Annotated in this window: 13 protein-coding genes; 4 read left to right on the top strand and 9 right to left on the bottom strand. The window is 47.8% G+C overall.

The window, feature by feature from the left end; translation table 11 throughout:
* Window positions 1-365: 365 nt before the first annotated feature.
* Window positions 366-2,330: a 1,4-alpha-glucan branching protein GlgB gene (gene glgB, locus ACU37H_RS17215; RefSeq protein WP_472704777.1), complete on the top strand. Its 1,965-nt coding sequence runs from the start codon at window positions 366-368 to the stop codon at window positions 2,328-2,330.
* Window positions 2,331-2,425: 95 nt separating this feature from the next.
* Here the strand turns inward: glgB and ACU37H_RS17210 are convergent, their stop codons facing one another.
* Together ACU37H_RS17210 and argS are read right to left on the bottom strand one after the other, a co-directional pair.
* Window positions 2,426-2,608, bottom strand: a complete 183-nt coding sequence (locus ACU37H_RS17210; protein ID WP_472704779.1) for a hypothetical protein — start codon at window positions 2,606-2,608, stop codon at window positions 2,426-2,428.
* A gap of 183 nt (window positions 2,609-2,791) precedes the next feature.
* A complete protein-coding gene (argS, locus tag ACU37H_RS17205; protein WP_472704781.1) occupies window positions 2,792-4,564 on the bottom strand; it encodes an arginine--tRNA ligase in 1,773 nt (590 codons plus the stop codon).
* A 92-nt stretch (window positions 4,565-4,656) separates the two neighbouring features.
* Between argS and ACU37H_RS17200 the strand changes: the two genes are divergently transcribed.
* Complete coding sequence (locus ACU37H_RS17200) at window positions 4,657-5,286, top strand: GtrA family protein (protein ID WP_472704783.1); 630 nt, start codon at window positions 4,657-4,659, stop codon at window positions 5,284-5,286.
* Here the strand turns inward: ACU37H_RS17200 and ACU37H_RS17195 are convergent.
* The 4 genes from ACU37H_RS17195 to ACU37H_RS17180 all read right to left on the bottom strand — a co-directional run bounded on the left by ACU37H_RS17195 (window position 5,280) and on the right by ACU37H_RS17180 (window position 12,267).
* Window positions 5,280-6,608 (bottom strand): TolC family protein, encoded by a 1,329-nt coding sequence (locus tag ACU37H_RS17195; RefSeq protein WP_472704785.1) that lies wholly within the window; start codon window positions 6,606-6,608, stop codon window positions 5,280-5,282. The two genes, ACU37H_RS17200 and ACU37H_RS17195, sit on opposite strands and share 7 nt — an antisense overlap.
* A 39-nt stretch (window positions 6,609-6,647) precedes the next feature.
* Complete coding sequence (locus ACU37H_RS17190; protein WP_472704787.1) at window positions 6,648-9,794, bottom strand: efflux RND transporter permease subunit; 3,147 nt, start codon at window positions 9,792-9,794, stop codon at window positions 6,648-6,650.
* Between the two features lie 81 nt (window positions 9,795-9,875).
* Window positions 9,876-10,937 (bottom strand): efflux RND transporter periplasmic adaptor subunit, encoded by a 1,062-nt coding sequence (locus ACU37H_RS17185; protein WP_472704789.1) that lies wholly within the window; start codon window positions 10,935-10,937, stop codon window positions 9,876-9,878.
* Window positions 10,938-11,142: 205 nt separating this feature from the next.
* Window positions 11,143-12,267 carry a 5-(carboxyamino)imidazole ribonucleotide synthase gene (locus ACU37H_RS17180; RefSeq protein ID WP_472704791.1) on the bottom strand — a complete coding sequence of 375 codons (1,125 nt, stop codon included), beginning with the start codon at window positions 12,265-12,267 and terminating at the stop codon, window positions 11,143-11,145.
* Between the two features lie 159 nt (window positions 12,268-12,426).
* Here ACU37H_RS17180 and ACU37H_RS17175 point away from each other — a divergent pair, with 159 nt between their 5' ends.
* Window positions 12,427-13,608 (top strand): L,D-transpeptidase family protein, encoded by a 1,182-nt coding sequence (locus tag ACU37H_RS17175; protein ID WP_472704793.1) that lies wholly within the window; start codon window positions 12,427-12,429, stop codon window positions 13,606-13,608.
* Window positions 13,609-13,724: 116 nt separating this feature from the next.
* Here the strand turns inward: ACU37H_RS17175 and ACU37H_RS17170 are convergent, their stop codons facing one another.
* The 3 genes from ACU37H_RS17170 to ACU37H_RS17160 form a co-directional block, all read right to left on the bottom strand.
* A complete protein-coding gene (locus ACU37H_RS17170) occupies window positions 13,725-15,686 on the bottom strand; it encodes a DUF4347 domain-containing protein (RefSeq protein WP_472704795.1) in 1,962 nt (653 codons plus the stop codon).
* Between the two features lie 226 nt (window positions 15,687-15,912).
* Window positions 15,913-17,193 (bottom strand): glucose-1-phosphate adenylyltransferase, encoded by a 1,281-nt coding sequence (locus tag ACU37H_RS17165; protein ID WP_472704797.1) that lies wholly within the window; start codon window positions 17,191-17,193, stop codon window positions 15,913-15,915.
* A gap of 96 nt (window positions 17,194-17,289) precedes the next feature.
* Window positions 17,290-18,711, bottom strand: a complete 1,422-nt coding sequence (locus tag ACU37H_RS17160) for a glycogen synthase (RefSeq protein WP_472704799.1) — start codon at window positions 18,709-18,711, stop codon at window positions 17,290-17,292.
* 126 nt (window positions 18,712-18,837) lie between these two features.
* Between ACU37H_RS17160 and ACU37H_RS17155 the strand changes: the two genes are divergently transcribed.
* A complete protein-coding gene (locus tag ACU37H_RS17155; RefSeq protein WP_472704801.1) occupies window positions 18,838-20,289 on the top strand; it encodes an MFS transporter in 1,452 nt (483 codons plus the stop codon).
* Window positions 20,290-20,343 lie beyond the last annotated feature (54 nt).

Below are 20,343 nucleotides of genomic sequence, written 5' to 3'. Positions count from 1 at the left end.
AATCTCCCTGAGACGCTAAACAAGATGCACGATTCGGGTCCACCCCCCATGCAGAGAGAACCCCATTTCAACCCGAACGCCTCCGTAAACCATCCAGTCGGGCCCTCCAAACGGTGTAACAGATATCTCAGCATGGCCGGAGCAAAACTTCGGTGGCAATGAGGATTGATAAAAACATGTAGAATTCATCATTCCGGCCACGGTGAAGCGGAGTAGAGGAAGCTCATACCAAAAGTAGCAGTAAGCGCCGAACGTAAAGCATGCTCTTCCGGTTAACGGTAGTTATTTACCGGTAAAGCAGCGTTTTATCAGGCCAAAGATTTTATGGGCATCATAATTATCGTAAATTGCTCGAAACATTATACATGCCAGCTGATATCAAAAACATACAGGAATCTTTTGAAAGGAACAATTTTATAGACACGTCGAAGCCTGTCTGGAATTATTCGATCTTAACCGATGAAGATATTACCAACTTCCAGGCCGGCACTCATTACACCTTGTATGAAAAATTTGGTTCGCGCTCTTTACAGGTCAATGGAGTTTGGGGCATGTATTTCTGTGTGTGGGCGCCCAGCGCAAAGTTCGTTTTCGTTACCGGTAATTTCAATGATTGGAACAAACTCTCCCATCCCCTGACGGCCCGCTGGGACAACAGCGGCATATGGGAAGGCTTTATTCCCGGCTTTCATTTGGGCGAAGTGTACAAATATCATATCGTAGGTCCCGACAACAGTATTGCGGACAAGGGAGATCCATTTGCTCACTTTTGGGAAGTGAAGCCGTTAACTGCCTCCATCACCTGGGACCTCCACTACGAATGGGCTGATGGCGACTGGATGTCGGGCCGCGAACAACCTAATTCTCTACAAGCGCCGTGGAGCGTATATGAAGTGCACCTGGCCAGCTGGCTAAGACCCAACCCCGAAGATGAGCATACATATCTCACCTATGATGGGCTTCGCGAAAAGCTGGTACCGTATGTGAAAGAAATGGGATTTACACACGTGGAGTTTATGCCGGTAGCCGAGCATCCTTTTGATGGAAGCTGGGGCTATCAGATCACCGGCTACTTCGCTCCTACCTCCCGCTTTGGCGATCCGCAGGGACTGATGCGCCTGATAGATGCTTTTCACCAGGAGGGTATCGGTGTCATCCTCGATTGGGTACCTTCTCATTTTCCTTACGATTCGCACGGCCTGTTTTTATTTGACGGCAACCATACTTATGAATATGCGGATATGCGCAAGGGTTTTCACCCTGACTGGAACAGTTATATCTTCAACTATAAAAGAGGGGAAGTCAAATCTTTCCTGATCAGCAATGCACGTTTCTGGTTTGAGCTTTTCCATATCGACGGCATCAGGGTGGACGCAGTAAGCTCTATGCTGAAACTGAACTATTCGCGCAAAGAAGGGCAATGGGAACCGAATGAACACGGCGGCGATGGCAACCTGGAAGCCATTGAGTTTATCAAACATTTGAATGAAATGGTTTTCCGCGATTTTAAAGGCGTGCAGACCATTGCTGAAGAAGCAACGGATTGGCCTGGCGTTTCAAGACCCACTTTCGCCGGTGGCCTTGGCTTTGGCATGAAGTGGATGATGGGCTGGATGCACGACTCATTGAATTATTTCAAGCTGGATCCGTGGAACCGCGCTCAACAGCAGGATCAGTTTACGTTCAGCATGATGTATTATTATGACGAGAACTTCATGCTTCCGATCAGCCATGACGAAGTGGTGCATGGCAAGAGTCCGCTGGTCTTCAAGATGCCCGGCGACCTGTGGCAAAAGTTCGCCAACCTCAGGTTGTTCTTTACCTACATGTGGACGCACCCCGGCGGTAAACTGTTGTTCATGGGCAGTGAGTTTGGACAAACATCCGAATGGAATTACAAAGGTCAGCTCGATTGGCACCTGCTGGAACATGGCAGTCACAAGGGCGCTCAGCAATGTCTGCAGACGCTCAACAAGGTCTTGAAGGAGGAACCTGCGTTGTACGAGAAACAATTCAGCAAGGATGGGTTTGAATGGATCGATCTCAACCACCGTGGTGAATGTGTGATGGTCTACAAAAGAAAAGCAGAAAAGCCAGATGACGATCTGCTGGTGGTGCTCAACGCAACGCCTGAAGTGCGGCACGACTGGGTGATAGAAACCTACGGAAAGGCGTACACCCAGGAAATCTTCAATTCTGATCTGAAGAAATTTGACGGAACAGGCGATGTGTTCAATGAATCATTGCGTTGCGAATGCCTCGACCCCGAAACGCAGAAATACCGGATCACGCTGAACCTGCCACCGCTGGCCGGGTTGATCCTGAAGTGAGTGTATTAGCTGATGAATTCATCAAAGTTGTCATTAGTGATTACTGTGGTCATTTCCGGCGAATAAGCATCGATAAAGCTTTTCCTGAAATTTAATCACAACCACAACAGGATTGCAAAGAGATATTTCTGGCGTACCCATGCGCCACAGGAAATAGATAACCTGGAAGAAAAAGACGGTGCGATGGTTTTACCCACCTGACGCGCCCCCATCAGGATAAGGGCTTTTTTATCTTTAAGGTATTTAACGATGATATTTTCTTGCAAGCGGTCGATCATACCTGAAAAAAAATAAGCCAGATTATAATGAAATCGAAAAATTCATATAAAAATTGCGAATGAAATCGCAACATTCATATGAAATTTGCGAATAGGATCGATATTTTCACAAAATGAGAAAAGGTAGCTGTTAATGCCGCGCCCCCGTCCAGGGAAAGCTCGGAAGAGAGGCCACCCCATATTTTACATCCGCTCCGGTACTTTAATGCCCAGCAACCTCATCGCTTCGGCAATGGTATTTGCCGTCAGCATGGAGATCTTTAACCGCAACTGTTTCTTCTCTTCGCTTTCTGCGCTCCTGATAGAGTGAGCTGCGTAAAAGCTATTGAATAGCTTGGACAGATTGAACGCATAAATGGCTATAAGCGAAGGATTCATTTCAGCCGCTGCCTGGTGAATAGTGACGTTGAATTGTTCCAGTAAAAAGATCAGCTCCTTCTCCAGTGGCAGCAGATCCGTTGATATTGCGGATTCGTTAATGGTTTCGCTCCTTAACACGGACCGGATGCGTGCGTGTGTATATTGAATAAAAGGTCCCGTAAACCCATGAAAGTCGATGCTTTCTTCGGGGTTGAACACCATTCGCTTTTTAGGATCCACTCTCAGCAGGAAAAATTTCAGGGCGCCCAGCGCAATCGTTTCATACAATTCGTTCAACTCGTCCTGCGCAAAGCCACTCACCTTCCCCAGCTCTTCTGTTTTAGCAGCAGACACTTTCACCAGTTCATTGATCAGGTCATCAGCGTCGACCACCGTGCCTTCCCTTGTTTTCATACGGCCATTCGGCAGTTCCACCAATCCATAACTCAGGTGATGAATGCTGTCTGCATAAGGCTTTCCGAGCTTTTGTAAGATCAGCTTCAATACCTTCATGTGATAGTTCTGCTCATCGGCGATCACATAAATGCTTTCATCATAGGGAAAATCTTTGTATTTCTCATCGGCCAGGCCCAGGTCTTGTGTGATATAAACAGAAGTGCCGTCTTTACGCTGTACGATCTTTTCGTCAAGTCCTTCAGAAGTCAGATCGATCCACACACTACCATCATCTTTCTGATAGAACACGCCTTTCTTCAGTCCTTCCTGTACAAACTCTTTACCCAGCAAATAGGTTTGGCTCTCATAATAGTTTTTATCAAAGTCAGCACCGATCCGATCATAGGTTTTATTGAACCCTTCGTACACCCAGCCGTTCATCTGCCTCCACAGCGCCATTACCTCTTCATTGCCCTGCTCCCACTCTACCAGCATCTGCTGGGCAGCTTTCATGATCGGCGTGCTTTTATCTGCCTCTTCTTTACTCATCCCACCCTCGATCAACCCGGCCATTTGTTCCTTATGCTTTGTGCCAAACAACACGTAATAATCACCTACCAGGTGATCGCCTTTAATGCCTGCTCCTTCCGGTGTTTGCCCATTGGCAAATTGTTGCCAGGCCACCATCGATTTGCAAATATGAATACCACGGTCGTTGGAAATGGAACTCTTAAAAACCGCATTTCCCTGCTTTTTTAAGATCTCAGAAACGCTCCAGCCAAGGAATATATTGCGCAGGTGCCCGAGGTGCAGTGGTTTGTTAGTATTGGGCGACGCATATTCCAGCATGATCTGTTTACCCTCCTGCTGCAAAGGCGCCTGGTTCTTTTGGTTGAAATGTGTTTCCAGGAATTGTTTCCAATAGCCGGCATTAACGGATAAGTTTAAAAACCCTTTGATCACATTGTAGGCCGTCACCAGCTGTGGATGCTTGTCCACGAGATACGTTCCTATTTCTGCGCCGAGATCTTCCGGCTTCTTTTTCAACTGTTTGATAAAAGAAAACAATACCAATGTATAATCACCTTCAAACTCAGGTTTCGTGATATTGATGGCCACCGCATCTTCCTTAAAGTCCTGTTGATATAAATCGTTTAAAGCAGCAACAATAACCGGTTTCAATTCCGCAACAATGCTCATACTGTCTGTAATTTTTCGTGCAAAGATAGTCCTAAAGTCCGAGGTCGGAAATCGGATGTCGGAAAGTCCCGAAAGACTGCCAACAAGCGCATATGGTTCATCGTAGTATCGACACCAATAACACGACCATGCTACTTCTTCAGACCTCTGACCCCGGACCTCCGACTTCCCGTCTTTACAGCTATCTTCGCAGCCAGATGAGGCAACATTTTTATAAAGCCAGGAACGTCATATTACCCATCATTGACTTTTTTTATCCCCCGGTTAAAAGGTTAATGCCGTTACAAACATTCCGGTATGCGGTGTCTGGCGTGTCCAACACGATATTTGGCCTGGTGGTCTTTTATGTGGCCTATCATTATGTGCTCCGTACGCGTGACCTGGATCTCGGGTTTTATGCGCTCGAATCCTACACCGCCGCATTGATCATATCTTTTACAGCCGCTTTTTTCTGGGGATTTTTCCTGATGAAATATGTGGTGTTTGATGACAGCCGGATCAGGGGGCATGTTCAGATGTTCCGCTATTTTCTGGTCTGCCTGTTCAACCTCGTGTTAAACTATGTATTGCTGAAGCTGGCGGTGGAAGTGCTGCATGTTTATCCAACCTTCGCACAACTGGCAACTACCCTTATCGTGATCGTTATAAGCTACCTGGCCCAGCGACATTTTACCTTCAGAAAAGGCGCGCTGCCGGATTACGTCGAAAAAGAGGATCAATAGGTCGATCTGACAATATTGCCTTTCAACCTCAGCAACTCCGTTTCTGAAACTTTCAGATTATACCGCGCGTCGATCAACCGGTCGTAGGCCTGTGCCAGGCTCAATTGCGCTTCCCGTAATTGCACCAGGGTGGCAGCACCCAGTTTATAGGTCTCAAATACGATCCCGACATTTTCTTCGGCGAGTTCGATACTCTCCTCTTCCAGTCTTAATAATTTCTGCTGCTGCTGGTAATCCTTGAATGCATTGATAACGGATAAGTAGATCAATGACCGCTGGTTGTCATAATTCAATTCCTGGAGGTTGACAGAAAGCCGGTCCTGCCTGATCTGCCGCCTGACGGAGAACTGGTTAAATATCGGCACGCTAGCGGTAAAACCATAATTCAAACCATTTTGTTGATTAAACAAGGTCGAGAAATTATTGATCACCCTTCCGTTAATCGTGCGGTTAAAATTATAAGCCGTCCCAAACGAGATGGTGGGCCACAATCCGGCTCTTGTTTCTTTCAGCGTGTATTTGGCTACGTCGATATTGGTACGCGCCCTCAACAGCGAAGGGTTCGTTCTTTCGATACCATCCTGTATATCTCCCAGCGCGATGAAGGGATTCAAGGGAATAGTGTCGGGCACTTCAAACTCATGCTCCCGCACTTTACTGTTCATCGCTTGTATCAGTTCCTGTTTCAATTGTTCGATCCGCGTTTCCTGTTGCATTTTCAGGGCACGTTGTTCGTTCAGATCCACTTTGCTTTGCAATACATCCGGCTTGGCGCCACTTCCGATCTCCAGTTTATAACTGGCCAACCGGGCTCTTTCGTCATTCAGCCGGATCTGCACATCTGTAGCGCGCACCAGCTGCTGCTGGCGGGCGATATTGTAGTAGGTGTTTACTACCTGCGCCACTGTATTGACCACCTGCTCTTTGGCGGCGTAGGAACCGGCTTCCAGCAAGACCCTTGCTTTATCCCTGGTGGCGAACATCCGGAACCCATCAAAGAGCACCCAATCCAGTCCAATGCGGGCCTGAAGATTGTTGGAGCGGATATTATTAGACTTGCGCTCCGTGCCATCGGCCAATGTCTGGCGCTGGTTATTATTATTGAAAGTGCGCGTCGCATCGGCATTCACGAGCGGAAGAAAAACAGCATTCCGGTAGCTGTAGTCGATCGCCGCGACCAGTGAGTCATTCCGGGCAATCTGTATATCATAATTGTTCTGCAAAGCCGTTGCGATGGCCTCTTCAAGCGTCAGCACCCGCTGAGCGGCAACCGCGTTGCCCATCATGAAACTGATAACAATAATTAAAATGGTAATGCGCATGCGATTCTTTAACTAAAATTACTACAACCGTCAATCCAATTAACCCTGCACCGGCGTGATGGCAGGATGCGGATGCTGCCCCTGCTCCTCTTCCAGCATCTCTTCAAATTCTTTTCGCTTTCTCCGGGAAGACATATCACTGTAGATACAAGGCAAAATATACAATGTCAATATCAGCGAGAAAATAATTCCTCCCACGATCACGATACCCAACGGTATCCGGCTGGTGGCGGCGGCGCCCAGGGACAAGGCAATTGGTAACGCGCCGAGGGCCATCGCCATGCTGGTCATCAGGATGGGCCGTAAACGCTGACCTGCAGCGTATAGCACGGCATCGTTTTTTTCCATTCCTTTCTTACGGCTCTGGTTGGCAAATTCTACAATTAAGATCCCGTTCTTGGTGACCAACCCGATCAGCATGATCATACCGATCTGGGAGAAGATGTTCAGTGTCTGTCCAAAGATCCATAATGACAGCAGCGCTCCGGCCAACGCGAGCGGCACGGTGATCATGATAATAAACGGATCCCGGAAACTTTCAAACTGCGCCGCCAGGATCAGGTAGATCAGGCCCAACGCGAGCAAAAACGCAAAGCTCGTATTACTGCTGCTTTCCGCGAAGTCGCGGGCCGTACCGGTCAATGAGGTAGTGAATGTATCATCCAATACTTTTTGTGCAATGCGCTCCATTTCTTTAACTCCGTCGCCCACGGTATGCCCTTCTGTAAGTCCGGCAGATATGGTAGCTGATTTGTAGCGGTTGAAGTGATAGATGGATGGCGGCGTTGTCGATTCTACGGAGTTGGTAATATTGTCCAGGCTGATAAGCTGTCCGCTGTTGTTTCTTACAAATATTTTTTTCAGATCGTCAGGATCGTCTCGGTTGATCCGGTCTACCTGTGCCATTACCTGGTATTGCTTACCGCTCTTGGTGAAATAGCCCAGCCGCTGATTACTGTAAGCCGTTTGAAGCGCTTGCGATACGTCGGCAATGGAAACGCCTAGCTGCGCTGCTTTCAGGCGATCCACATGCACCCGCAGTTCCGGTTTGTTGAATTTGAGATCTGCATCTACCTGCTGAAATACGTCGCTGTTGTTGGCCTCTTCCAGGAAGGTCGGCAACACTTCGGACAGCCTCGCAAAGTCGTTATTCTGCAACACAAATTGTACGGCCTGTCCGCCGCGGCGGTTCACCTGTATGGTTTGATCCTGTATCGCAAAGGCCCTTCCGTTAGTGAATTTGGACACACCTTTATTGACATATTCAACGATTTCCTTCTGACTTCGCTCCCGTTCACCGGGCTTTACCAGGCGCACCCGGGCAAAGCCGCCATTCACGCCGCCACTGCTCCGGGACCCCGCCATGGAAAGCACGATCTCATGTTCAGGAACAGAGTCTATAATAAACTGCGACACCTGATCTACGTAGCGGTCCATGGCGGTAAAGGAAGTGCCTTCTGCGGCCGTCAGGCTCAGCCTGAACTGGCTTTTATCTTCCATGGGCGCCAGCTCTGACTGAATATTGGAACCGATCAGGAAGATGATACCAAAACAAACGAGCACCAATGTCCACGCCAGCCAATGCACATGGCGCGAGCGAACCGTGAGGAAGACCTTCATGAAGGCTTTCAGGCTGCGCTCGTAGCCGCGTTCCATACCCACGAAGAAAGGCTCCGTCTTCTTATAGAACCAGGACTTTTTATGAACATCTTTTTTAGAAACAAATACGTTGAGCACAGGCGTTAACGTAAGTGATACGAACGCGGAAATGATCACTGCTCCAGCCACGACGATCCCGAACTCGCGGAACAAACGTCCCACAAATCCCTGCAGGAATACAATCGGCAGGAACACGACTGCAAGCGTGATAGACGTGGCAATCACCGCGAAATAAATTTCTTTGGATCCCTCCAGGGCTGCTTTGCGCTTGCTCATCCCCTGCTCCAGCTTCTTAAAAATATTTTCCGTGACCACGATACCATCATCTACCACTAACCCCGTTGCCAGCACGATCGCCAGCAGGGACAATACGTTGATGGTATAACCCATAATGTACATGATGAAAAACGCACCGATCAGCGACACAGGAATATCGATCAGCGGACGGATAGACAGGATCCAATCCCGGAAGAACAGGTAAATGATCAGCACCACCAACCCGATGGCGATGAAAAGCGTTTCTTCCACTTCTGTGATCGACTTCTTAATGTATTCTGTCTGATCCAGCGCGATGTTGAGCTTGATATCGGCTGGCACTTCTTCTTTAATGCTTTCGATCCTTTTATAAAATTCATCGGAGATGGCCACGTAGTTGGCACCCGGCTGCGGGATCACGGCCAGCGCAATCATAGGAATGGCACTTTCTTTCAACTGGGTCTCTTCATTCTCGGGGCCCAGCACGACTGATGCTACGTCCTTCACACGAATGTCTGCGCCGTTTACATTTTTGATGATAATATCGGCAAACTCTTCTTCCGTATCCAATCTCCCGAAAGTGCGGATGGTCAGCTCAGTGCTTTCTCCGGATAATTTACCCGAAGGCAGTTCAATATTTTCCCGCTGCAGCGCATTTTGAATTTCTGTTGGCGTCACGTCAAAGGCCGCCATTTTATTAGGGTCGAGCCAGAGGCGCATCGCAAATCGCTTTTCACCCCAGGTGTCAATACTACTCACGCCGGGAATCGTTTGTAACCGGTCTACCAGGACATTGGTGGCATATTCGGTTAGCTGCATCGGGTTTTTGGTGTCGCTCTGCACGGTCATGGCAAGGATAGGTTCTGCACTGGCATCGGCCTTACTAACGGAAGATGGCGCATCCAGATCGTCGGGAAGCTGACGCTGCGCAGCAGACACTTTGTCGCGCACATCGTTGGCCGCTGTTTCGAGATCCGCACCCACTTCAAATTCCACATTGATACTGCTGCTACCGGCACTGCTGGTGGACTCAATATTCCTGATACCGGGAATACCGTTGATCGCTTCTTCAAGTGGCTCGGTGATCTGTGATTCAATGATATCGGCATTGGCACCGGAATAACTGGTGCGGACGCCGATATTGGGCGGATCGATCGCCGGGTAATCCCGCACCCCCAAAAACTTGAAAGCAATAATACCGAAGACAATAATGACAATATTCATCACTATCGCTAACACCGGTCTTCGTAAACTTAATTCAGAAATATTCATTGAAGCATCTGGGATTTTCTTTTTTACAAAGGGCACCTGGCTTTACGGGACGGGCTCCTGCACGAACTACTTATCAGTGCATTATTCTCCCTTGCGCACTTTGTTCAGCTTGATGGCCGTGCCCGGTTTGGTGGTCATAATACCGGTGGTCAAAACCGTATCGCCCTCTTTGAGACCGCTGATCACTTCGACACGCGCGGAATCGCGGGCACCAACTTCTACATCCTGGTAGACAGCTTTTCCACTTTGATAGAGAATAACCTGCTTACCTTTTATCGTTGGCACCACCGATTGGGAGGGAACGAAAAGGGCATTGTTGTTGGGCGTGAACCCGATCTTCACTTTGGCAAAAGCGCCGGGAACAAGACCCGCAGTTTTTCCGAATACCCGTGCACGGACCAGCAGACTCCTGTTGGTAACGCCCACATTGGATTCGGTAGCGTATACCCCGGCGGCGAACACCTGGTCACTACCCTGCACCGTGAAGTTGACATTCTGACCTACGTTGATCAGGCCGATATATTTTTCGGGAATAGAAAAATCCAGTTTTAATTCATTGACCTGGTTGATGGTGGCAATCACATCGGCAGGGCTTACATAAGCACCGGGGCTGATATTCCGCAGACCTAACCTTCCGCTGAATGGCGCCCGTATTTCGGTGCGGTAGATCTGCGTCTTAATGACATCGATATCAGCGCGGATATTATTAAGATTGAGCAAGGTCACATCATAATCGCTGCGGCTGATGCCCTGGATCTCCAGCAGCCGGGAAGCGCGACCTTCATTGGATTTAGCAATTGCCATCTGCGATTCCAGCTTTTTAAGCTCGGCCTGCAGGTCACCGTCGTAGATTTTAGCAAGCAAAGCACCTTTGGCAACGGTTTTACCTTCGGCAATATGTAACCGTACCAGCCTCCCGGATACTTCCGGACGGATCTCGGTAACTTCATTGGCCACGATGGATCCGGGCACTTCTATCAATTCGGCAAAGGTTTCGGCCGTCACAATGTAGCCCTCTAATTGTGGGGCATTGCGCTGCTGCGCCGGCCGGCCTTTAGGCGTTTCCTTTTTTGATCCGCAGGCGGCAAAAAAAGAGGCAATCGCTATACTGAGGATAGCGGGGAATACAGGTTTTAAGATCATCCAATATTGTTAATCCTTGAAATGAAGCGGGTACCGAACATATGACGACAAAAAATGAAATTTCCTGCTATATCCCCGGATCATCATCCGGTCGGAGCTAACAGAAATGTATTCTTTCAAGACTTCGTCACGCCAAACAGCCGGAGAGCAACGACGCGGAGCCGGGCGGGGAGCAACATACGGACGATCGCTTTGGTTATCGTTCTTATTTCGCGATCACCGACAGATTATGCTTGATACGGTTGGCCTTATGCAACAGATCCGCTTTTTCATCGCTGATGATCGTTACGTGTCCCATCTTTCTACCGGGCTTGGTTGTTTTCTTTCCGTATATGTGGAAGAACGCATTTTCAATTTTCAACATTTCTTCAAGGCCTTCATAGTGAGCCGTTCCGCTATGGCCCTCGGCCCCAATGATGTTTTGCATCAGGGAAGGCATGATGGGTTCGGTGCTACCCAAAGGATAGTTGAGCATCACCCGCCACAACATGTCAAACTGAGAGCTGTAATGCGCTTCGATCGTGTGGTGGCCGCTGTTGTGAACGCGTGGGGCGGTTTCATTGACCAGCACATCTCCCTCCGGCGTTACAAACATTTCGACGGCGAAAATACCGGGCGACTTGAAATTCTTAATAGTGGCAAGGGCAACGGCCTCCACTTTGAAATGCACTTCTTCAGTGATTCCGGCAGGGCAAAGCTGGTAAGCGAGTAAGTTGAGGTCCTGGTCAAATACCATTTCGACGGGTGGGTACAGCGCCATTTTCCCATCGATGCCCACGGCGATCATCATGGCAATTTCTTTGGCAATATTGACTTTCTTTTCGAGTACGCTCAGCGCGTCAAAACCTTTGGTGATATCCTTCTCCTCGTTCAATACCTGCACCCCTTTGCCGTCATAGCCACCTTCTGCCAGTTTATGAACAGCGGGTAAAAAATCCAGGTTATCCGACAGGTCGGCCATGTTATGCGTCAGCAAGTAAGGCGACGTAGGAATATTATTTTCGGTGTAGTATTTCTTTTGAATGGCCTTGTTACAAATCGTGCGGAGCACGGATGGCTTCGGAAAAATAGTTTTTCCTTCTTTTTCCAGCTGCTCCAATGCGTCGATATTGACATTCTCAATTTCAATCGTAATGGCATCCAGCTCCTTTCCAAAGCGATACACATCATCAAAGTTCCTGATATCGCCTTTTACAAAGTGGTGACAGAGATGCGCGGCGGGGCTTTCTTCATCGCTTTCTAAAATGTAGGTTGTCACAGGATAATTGGCTGCTGCCTGTAACAACATTCTTCCCAACTGGCCACCGCCTAAAATTCCGATTTTTTGCATGGCGCAAAGATAGGCGTGTACCGGATTGGAAGCGCTTTCATTTATAACATTTAGTTAGACAATTTTTGTTGCAGATGAGTTAAATTTGCATGTATTGGTCAAGGGGCACTATTACACAAGTGTTTCGTTTCTAACTTCTTAAATCGGGCAATATTATCGATGATGATTAAAAATATTCTTTCGATCATTCTTATTATTACAGGTTGTTTACCACTCGGGGCGCAGACATCTTCTGTCAACTTACCAGCCAGCGCGTCCTTTGTCACTTATCAGATGGGTTTTCAGCGGCCGCGTGAGTCCTTTGCACGCAAGGAGGCCAACCTAAAAGCATTGTTTGAAGCCAAGAACCTGAAGTGGCCAGCGCGGTACATGTATATCCGCTCGTTCAAGTATGACAGCCAGCTGGAAGTGTGGGTGAAAAACACGGTACAGGAACCTTACAAATTATTAAAGATCTATAAGGTTTGTGCGCTGGTGGGTACCCTCGGCCCCAAACGGTTTGAAGGGGATTACCAGGTGCCGGAAGGATTTTATCATATTAATGAATTCAACCCGAACAGCTCCTATTATCTCTCATTGGGATTGAACTATCCCAACGCTTCAGATAGGGTACTGAGCGATCCGGTTAAACCCGGCGGCGATATTTATATCCACGGCGGATGCGCCACCGTGGGTTGTATTCCCATTAAAGATGATCAGATCGATGAACTATACGTGCTGACGGCCAGCAGTAAATCGGTGGGCCTCGACTTTATTCCTGTTCATATCTTCCCTATCAAGTATGATGTGAAGAAGAGCTATGAATATCTGGGAAAATTAACGAAGGAAAACCCGCAGTTGAAAGATTTTGCCGGCAAGATGGAAGACGCCTTTGATTATTTTGAAAAGTATAAGCAGATCCCTATTGTGATGATCAAGGATAATGGTGAATATGTGATCAACGACGCACTTCCCAGAGTGCCGAAGTTCCAGCCCAAGGTTCGGCCCAAAAGCAATCACAAACCGACAGTGAGGAAGATCGACTTTGTGGCCGACGCCGTAGCTAAATGGCCGGAGTTTCCCGGCGGCGGAGAAGCTTATGCCGCTTACCTGAAGCAACTGGGCAAGGAAATGGTTCCTGCATTCCCCGATGGCGTCACTAAAGTGTACGCGCAGGTAGAGTTTATCATTGATAAAGACGGAACACCGGTCAACTTCAAAGTGTTGAATGGCGTAGACGACTACTTTAATGCGGTGCTGGTAGAGAAGATGGAGCAGATGCCTAAATGGTCGCCTGCCATTTACCGTGAAAAACCGGTAGCCAAGAAGATGGTGCAAACCGTGCCGGTGGGCGCTGATTAATACACAAAAGCATTGATACGATAAGAGGTTGCCGAAATAAATGGCAACCTCTTTTTTGATACCCTATTTTGCAGTCATAAGGATTGATTTTGTTACCCAGGTCAGAATGCGATCACTTATTTTACCACAGCGACTACCACCTGAGAGTAGCTCATGCCTCCATCTTTGTCGACCTGTTTAACGCGCACATACAGCTTGTCCTGCTTATTCATCTGCAGGTTATCGGTCTTGTAGCAACTGTAAACGGTGATGGCCAACCCGATTGAAACAACCAGTAGTAAACTCCATTTGCGTCTGCGCTGTGTCCATCCTGCGAACATGATCAACAGCGATGCCCCCAGCCAGCTCAGGCTGCTTAAAGGCACTTCTTCCGAATACACAATAGCAGCATCTGAGAAGCCCTGCGTCGCTTTGCTAAGCGTAGTGCTGATCGTCTTGAAATTGGTTCCATCTTTTGATACTTCGATTTCAAAGCTGCTCACCGACCGTTCACTCAACGTTTCCCAGTTCACCTGCAGGAGACCATTCTTTATCCGCGCACTCACCCCTCCGAAGATGACTGGTAGCGCAGCCGCGCAGTCATCAGCGTTGGTGATCCAATTGTCATCGGGAGGTACGTGGCATCCGGCGTCTGTCAATCCATCGTCAGTGGCGTTATCGGCCGTGTAGCTGGAATCAGTCTTATTTACATTATCGGACATATTACGCGCTTCTTCTGCGTCGCTGCAACCGTCGCCATCACTGTTCAGATCCAGGTAATCAGGCAAGGTATCTCCATCCGTATCAATGGGAGCATCAGTGCAGGGAGCGACACCTTCCGAAGTGAGCGCGGCCCCGCAATTACCACTTTGTGTCGAATGATTGGGGAACCGGCAATTTGTTAATGACACATTTCTGTTGCCACAACCTTCTATCGCATCAGGTATGCCATCATTATCACTATCCAGATCCAAATGATTGGGAACACCGTCCTGATCGGTATCGCGGTAAAAGCCCATCTCCAACCGGTAGGCACTATTATCATTTCCACTGGTGGTGAAGTATCCCATTTTGGTAACATAATCTTTAGATACCCAATTGAAATCTTCCACATTGGTGGCTAATGTTGACTGCTGGTTTTCGACGTAATACACGACGCGGCCGTTCCCGTCTGTGAAATTACCGCTAACAAAACCACTCGACAGGGTTGATGTCAGTGTGTAGACATTGCCGTCGTAAGACCGGACCGCGTCCCTCTTCTCAGCAGCTATGCTACCTCCATGTATGCCACGCACATATACAGGCACATTACCTGATATGGTATATATGCTGTTTTCTTCGATGGCATCTACGTGAAGCGGACCAGCACTCCGGTTGATTTTCTCTCCGTTTATTATAACACTTCCCGGCGGCAACCCCAGCGCACTGCTTACATCCAGATTAGTAATTGTATTATCTTCAGAGTTGGGAGGTACTGAATTTCGAATTATTTCGGTTACATCAAAGTAAGCGCGGCTCCCCTGTTCCTCTACATCCGATATGCCATCGTTGTCATCGTCAACATCATCTGAATTACAGATACCATCCTGGTCCATGTCCTGATTGTGAGCGGTTCCCGCGGTGGCCGTACAAGTAGTACACTGCAGATTAAATGCATAATCGTCCATGCCTTTGATCACTACCGGCAAGCCTGCTTCAAGCGTCCAGTCCCCATCTTTACCTGTTATATCATCTGAAGCAGCAATCGTTGTACCCATTTCCCTTTCGAGATACGCAACTGCTTTTTTTCCTTTCTCGCCTTTTGCAAACTCACAACCGAATATGTTGATATGATGCATCTCTTTTGAAGCTCCGTCCAGTTGGAGTTTCAGGAACGATGCGATTTCTTTTTCGTTGCACCATTTCCCCTGGATAAAAAGTTCTCCTGGCCGGCCATGGGTAACCAGTTGAAAACCCGGGGAAGCCTGCAAACGATTAAACGAACCGGCGACTGAGCGATCGATATACATGTTGGACGCAGGTGCTTCAGCAAGATTAACTGGTTCATGAAATAATGTTGCCGCGATAGCCCATACAAGAGGGTATAACTTTAGTTCCATAGATCAAGTTTTAGCGTTTCTTAATTAGCGTGAACGATGCGTTTAAAGGAAGCCGGGCATCGGATATCAGGCTGCAATCAATAGCAAATATATTATATTTAATTAAAAACATATACATTTTTATAAATATTTATATTTACAGGAGCTTTACCCCGTTCATTTCCTAGCAAAAAAAACCGCCTCCAAATTGGAGGCGGACAGTATCCTGATCTGATTGATGTAACGTTTAAACTACATATCCATTGGGGAATACGGCGCCTTTTTTTGTAACGATCACGCCTTCTTTGATCACATACAGATCCGTTTCTGCATTGGCCAGATGAGGTCCGCCATTCAGCCGCACATCATCGCCGATGCGGCAGTTTTTATCGATGATACAGTTTTTAAGATAACAGCGTTTGCCAATCCCAATCGGCGGCACACCTTTATTTTGATCATTGTTGATATCGTCGATCGTTTCATAATAATCGCTGCCCATAATGTAGCAACTCACAATAGTGGATCCATAGCCAATCCTGGACCGGATGCCGATCACACTATGTTCAATGCGCGATGCGTTAATGATACAACCGTCGGCGATCACTGTTTTTTCCAGCGTCGTACCACTGATCTTAGCGGGCGGCAACATGCGCGGACGGGTATAAATTGATTTTGTATTATCGAATAAATTAAACTCCGGTATGTCAGCTGTCAGCTCCAGATTCGCTTCGAAGAACGAGTAGATGTTCCCGATATCTGTCCAGTAGCCTTCATATTGATAGCTGGCCACCTTGTAGGTGCTGATAGAAGAAGGTATGATCTCCTTACCAAAATCCGTTGCGTCCGGATGAATCTTCAGCAACAGGTCGAGCAGTAACTGACGGTTGAAAATGTAGATACCCATGGAAGCAAGATAATTCCTGCCTTTCTGTTGCATGGCCGCACCCGTGTCGCTTACCCATTCCGGCAGGATGTCCCGGGATGGCTTCTCAATAAATGAGCTGATCAGGCTTTCTTCATCCGCCTTCAAAATACCGAACTCCGGCGCTTCGCGATCCCCTACCGGTATGGTTGCGATAGAAATATCCGCTCCGCAGGCCTTGTGATTGTCCAGCATCTTATTAAAGTCCATTTGATACAGCTGATCGCCGGAGAGAATCAGGACATACTCGCTTGGAAAAGCAGATAAATGCCGCAGGCACTGGCGAACGGCATCGGCCGTGCCCTGGTACCAGGCCGGATTGTCGGGTGTTTGCTCTGCAGCAAGGATATCAACAAAAGCGGTACTGAAAGCGCTAAACCGGTAAGTGTTCTTAATGTGTCTGTTTAACGAAGCCGAGTTATATTGAGTCAACACAAACATGCGATTGATGTCTGAATTGATGCAATTGGAAATGGGAATATCAACCAACCTGTATTTACCTGCGATAGGTACCGCAGGCTTTGACCTGCTGCTTGTTAATGGAGCAAGCCTTGTTCCAGCACCGCCTCCTAAAATCATTGCAATTACTTCCTGCGAAATACTCATAAGATATATATTTAAAGTTTTTTCATTTTAAGGCTGAGAGCTTTTGATAATACAAATTGAAGGATGTTATTAATAATAAAGGCGTACCGGTTCGGTCTACCTCAAAGATGCATACAGATCTGTATATTGCCTGGCCGATGTAGTCCAGCTGTGATCAATCGCCATAATGCGTTCCCTGATCTCTGCAAACTGTCCCGGCTTGTTTTCAAACAGATCAATAGCGCGTCCTACTGAATAGGCAATATCGCCGACGCTCGACTGTTCCATCGTAATGCCGAAACCTCCGGGCTCCCCGTAGTCGAGCACGGTATCCTTTAACCCGCCCACATTGCGCACCATCGGGATGGTTCCATAACGTAACGCATACATCTGGTTCAGCCCGCATGGCTCTACCCTGCTTGGCATCAACAGGAAGTCGGAACCGGCGTAGATCAGGTGGCTCAGCGACTCGCTGTAACCTATATAGGTATTGACATAACCTTTCAGGGTCTTATTCATATTGGCCAGCGCCGCCTCTACATAGGGATTGCCCGAGCCCAAAATGAGGAAAGACGCTTTGCCCCCATACTGGTATACCGACTGGCTGATGGCCTCCGGCAGCAGGTCCGCTGCCTTCTCGTCCACCAGGCGGCCGATAAAACTGATCAGTGGCCGTTGCGGGTCTAATCCAAATTGTTTCGTGAGTTCTTTTTTATGAGCAGCTTTTCCCTGGCTGACGGTAGTGCTGTCGTAATTCTCTACCAGGAAAGTATCCGTAGCCGGATCCCATACTTCCGTATCAATCCCGTTAATGATACCGGTGCATTTACCGCGCTCATACTCGAACAACGCCTCCAGCCCCGCGGCCGACTGGCGCAGCTCTTCCATATAATTAGGACTAACTGTCGTCACCTTCCAGGCACATTTGACGGCGGAAGCCATGGGATTGATATCGTTGTTCCAATCCAGGTAGCCCCAGTTCCAGGTATCATAAGCGGGGATCAGGTAATACTTATCCCAGCTAAACTGGCCCTGGTATTGACCGTTGTGAATCGTAAATACAGTGGGTATATCCGCCAGCTGGTAACGGAAAGCATATACGTGCTTGCAAAAGAAAGGTATAAAGCCTGCCTGATGATCATGGCAATGAATCACGTCGGGCTTGTGCTGCCAGCGACTCATCCAATCACAAACTGCTAATTGGAAAGAGACGAACCTTTCGGTGTCATCATCATAACCATAGATCTTCTCCCGGTCCAGCACGCCATTGATATCTACCAGATATAAGTCAAAGCCCAGCTTGTTGGTCTTTTCTTTAATGACGCTATACTTGAACCAATGATTACCTAAAGCCTGGCCGCCCTCGTGCACCAACTCCCATTCGTTATCGTATAGAAATTTGGTACGGTACATGGGCATCACCACTTTCGCAACATGGCCTAACTCGTTTTGATATTTGGGCAGTGCCCCTACCACATCTCCCAAACCACCTGCTTTCGCCATAGGATAACACTCTGCCGATATATGAACAATTTCCATAAATAATAATTGCTTCGCTTAAAAGTAGTGATATTTTATATAAAACAAAAAACATTCGTTTCAATTTAAAATTTTTAGTTACGGTTTATCTTTTTACATTTACCGGCAATACTTAAAACGATTGAAATGACTACTCAAACCACTAAGTGGTCTCAGTTTGGAACACTAATAATAGTGTTCTTTTTTTGGGGCTTTGTTGCCGCAAGCAACGACATCTTGATACCTGTTTTTAAAGAGCAGTTACACCTGGAACAATGGCAATCACAACTGGTTGCTTTCGCTTTTTATGTGGCTTATACTATCGGATCACTGATATTCCTCCTGATCAGCCGCGTGATCGGAAAAGACCTGTTGGAACGCCTGGGCTATAAGAATGGTATTGCTGTCGGGTTGATCATTTCTGCCCTGGGCACCCTGCTGTTTTATCCTGCGGCAGAGACCGCCTCTTTCCCTCTTTTCATCACCGGATTGTTCATCGTGGGACTGGGATTTTCATTGCAACAAACTGCTGCCAACCCGCTGGCCATCATCATGGGCGACCCTAAGCTGGGATCGCAGCGCCTGAGCCTGGCCGGGGGCATCAACAATTTCGGTACGACCATCGGTCCGTTGATCGTCAGCTTTGCCATCTTTGGTTCCGCTACCGCCGGTAACACGCATGCCGATATTCAAAGTATTAAAGTGCCTTACCTGATCCTGGGCCTGGCCTTCATTGTAGTAGCGCTTATCTTTAAATTCTCGTCTGTGCCTAACAAGATAGACCTGGACGAGATCGCAGACGAAGAAAGCGAAAATGCCGTAAAAGTGGCCCACAAACCAAGCGCACTGGGCTATCCCCAATTGGTTATGGGTATGATTGCCATATTTGTTTATGTAGGCGTGGAAGTAAGCACGGCCGCTAACCTGCCCGAGTTCATGAAGGAGCACTTAAACACGTCTACTGATAAGATCGCACCCTTTGTTTCTTTGTTCTGGGCGAGCCTGATGATTGGCAGATGGACTGGTTCCGTGGGAGCTTTTAATCTTTCAAAAGGTGCAAAAAGCATTTTGCGCTTCCTGATGCCGTATATCGCATTTGGCGTTTTCCTCATTGTCAACAAGATCGCCAATCACGACATTACTCCGTTCCCTATTTATGCGCTGATCATTGTTGCACTGATCATCTGTGATGTACTGAGCAAGGGCAATCCTGCCCGCCAGCTGCTGATCTTTAGCTGCATGGGTATCGTAGCGCTGCTGATCGGTATTTTCGCGGACGGCATGGTAAGCGTGTTTGCCTTCATCAGCGTGGGACTGTTTTGCTCTACCCTGTGGCCCTGTATTTTCACTCTGGCTATCGCCGGCTTGGGAAAACACACAAACAAAGGCTCCAGCTTGCTGATATTAATGATCATGGGAGGCGGCTTTATCAGCCTGCTCCAGGGCTACCTGGCATCGCCGGACCTGCTGGGCATCCAATTCTCGTATTTCACGGGTGTTGCGTGTTTTGCATATCTTGCATACTATGCTATAAGGGCAAAAGCGGTCTTAAAACAGCAGGGAATTGACTACGACGTAAAAGTTAGTGGCGGTCATTAATAAATCTGTTATAATATTGCACCTGCTTTCAGTAACCTTTAATGAAAAAAACTC

The organism is Niabella sp. ZPM-14 (assembly GCF_055693045.2).
Note: the sequence above shows the minus strand (reverse complement) of the source record. Positions and strands in the feature narration are given on the sequence as shown.

Bases quoted from the DNA above. Each gene is read 5' to 3' on its own strand.
- glgB (WP_472704777.1), top strand. From the start codon at position 366: ATGCCAGCTGATATCAAAAACATACAGGAATCTTTTGAAAGGAACAAT.
- ACU37H_RS17210 (WP_472704779.1), bottom strand. From the start codon at position 2,608: ATGATCGACCGCTTGCAAGAAAATATCATCGTTAAATACCTTAAAGAT.
- argS (WP_472704781.1), bottom strand. From the start codon at position 4,564: ATGAGCATTGTTGCGGAATTGAAACCGGTTATTGTTGCTGCTTTAAAC.
- ACU37H_RS17200 (WP_472704783.1), top strand. From the start codon at position 4,657: ATGGTTCATCGTAGTATCGACACCAATAACACGACCATGCTACTTCTT.
- ACU37H_RS17195 (WP_472704785.1), bottom strand. From the start codon at position 6,608: ATGCGCATTACCATTTTAATTATTGTTATCAGTTTCATGATGGGCAAC.
- ACU37H_RS17190 (WP_472704787.1), bottom strand. From the start codon at position 9,794: ATGAATATTTCTGAATTAAGTTTACGAAGACCGGTGTTAGCGATAGTG.
- ACU37H_RS17185 (WP_472704789.1), bottom strand. From the start codon at position 10,937: ATGATCTTAAAACCTGTATTCCCCGCTATCCTCAGTATAGCGATTGCC.
- ACU37H_RS17180 (WP_472704791.1), bottom strand. From the start codon at position 12,267: ATGCAAAAAATCGGAATTTTAGGCGGTGGCCAGTTGGGAAGAATGTTG.
- ACU37H_RS17175 (WP_472704793.1), top strand. From the start codon at position 12,427: ATGATGATTAAAAATATTCTTTCGATCATTCTTATTATTACAGGTTGT.
- ACU37H_RS17170 (WP_472704795.1), bottom strand. From the start codon at position 15,686: ATGGAACTAAAGTTATACCCTCTTGTATGGGCTATCGCGGCAACATTA.
- ACU37H_RS17165 (WP_472704797.1), bottom strand. From the start codon at position 17,193: ATGAGTATTTCGCAGGAAGTAATTGCAATGATTTTAGGAGGCGGTGCT.
- ACU37H_RS17160 (WP_472704799.1), bottom strand. From the start codon at position 18,711: ATGGAAATTGTTCATATATCGGCAGAGTGTTATCCTATGGCGAAAGCA.
- ACU37H_RS17155 (WP_472704801.1), top strand. From the start codon at position 18,838: ATGACTACTCAAACCACTAAGTGGTCTCAGTTTGGAACACTAATAATA.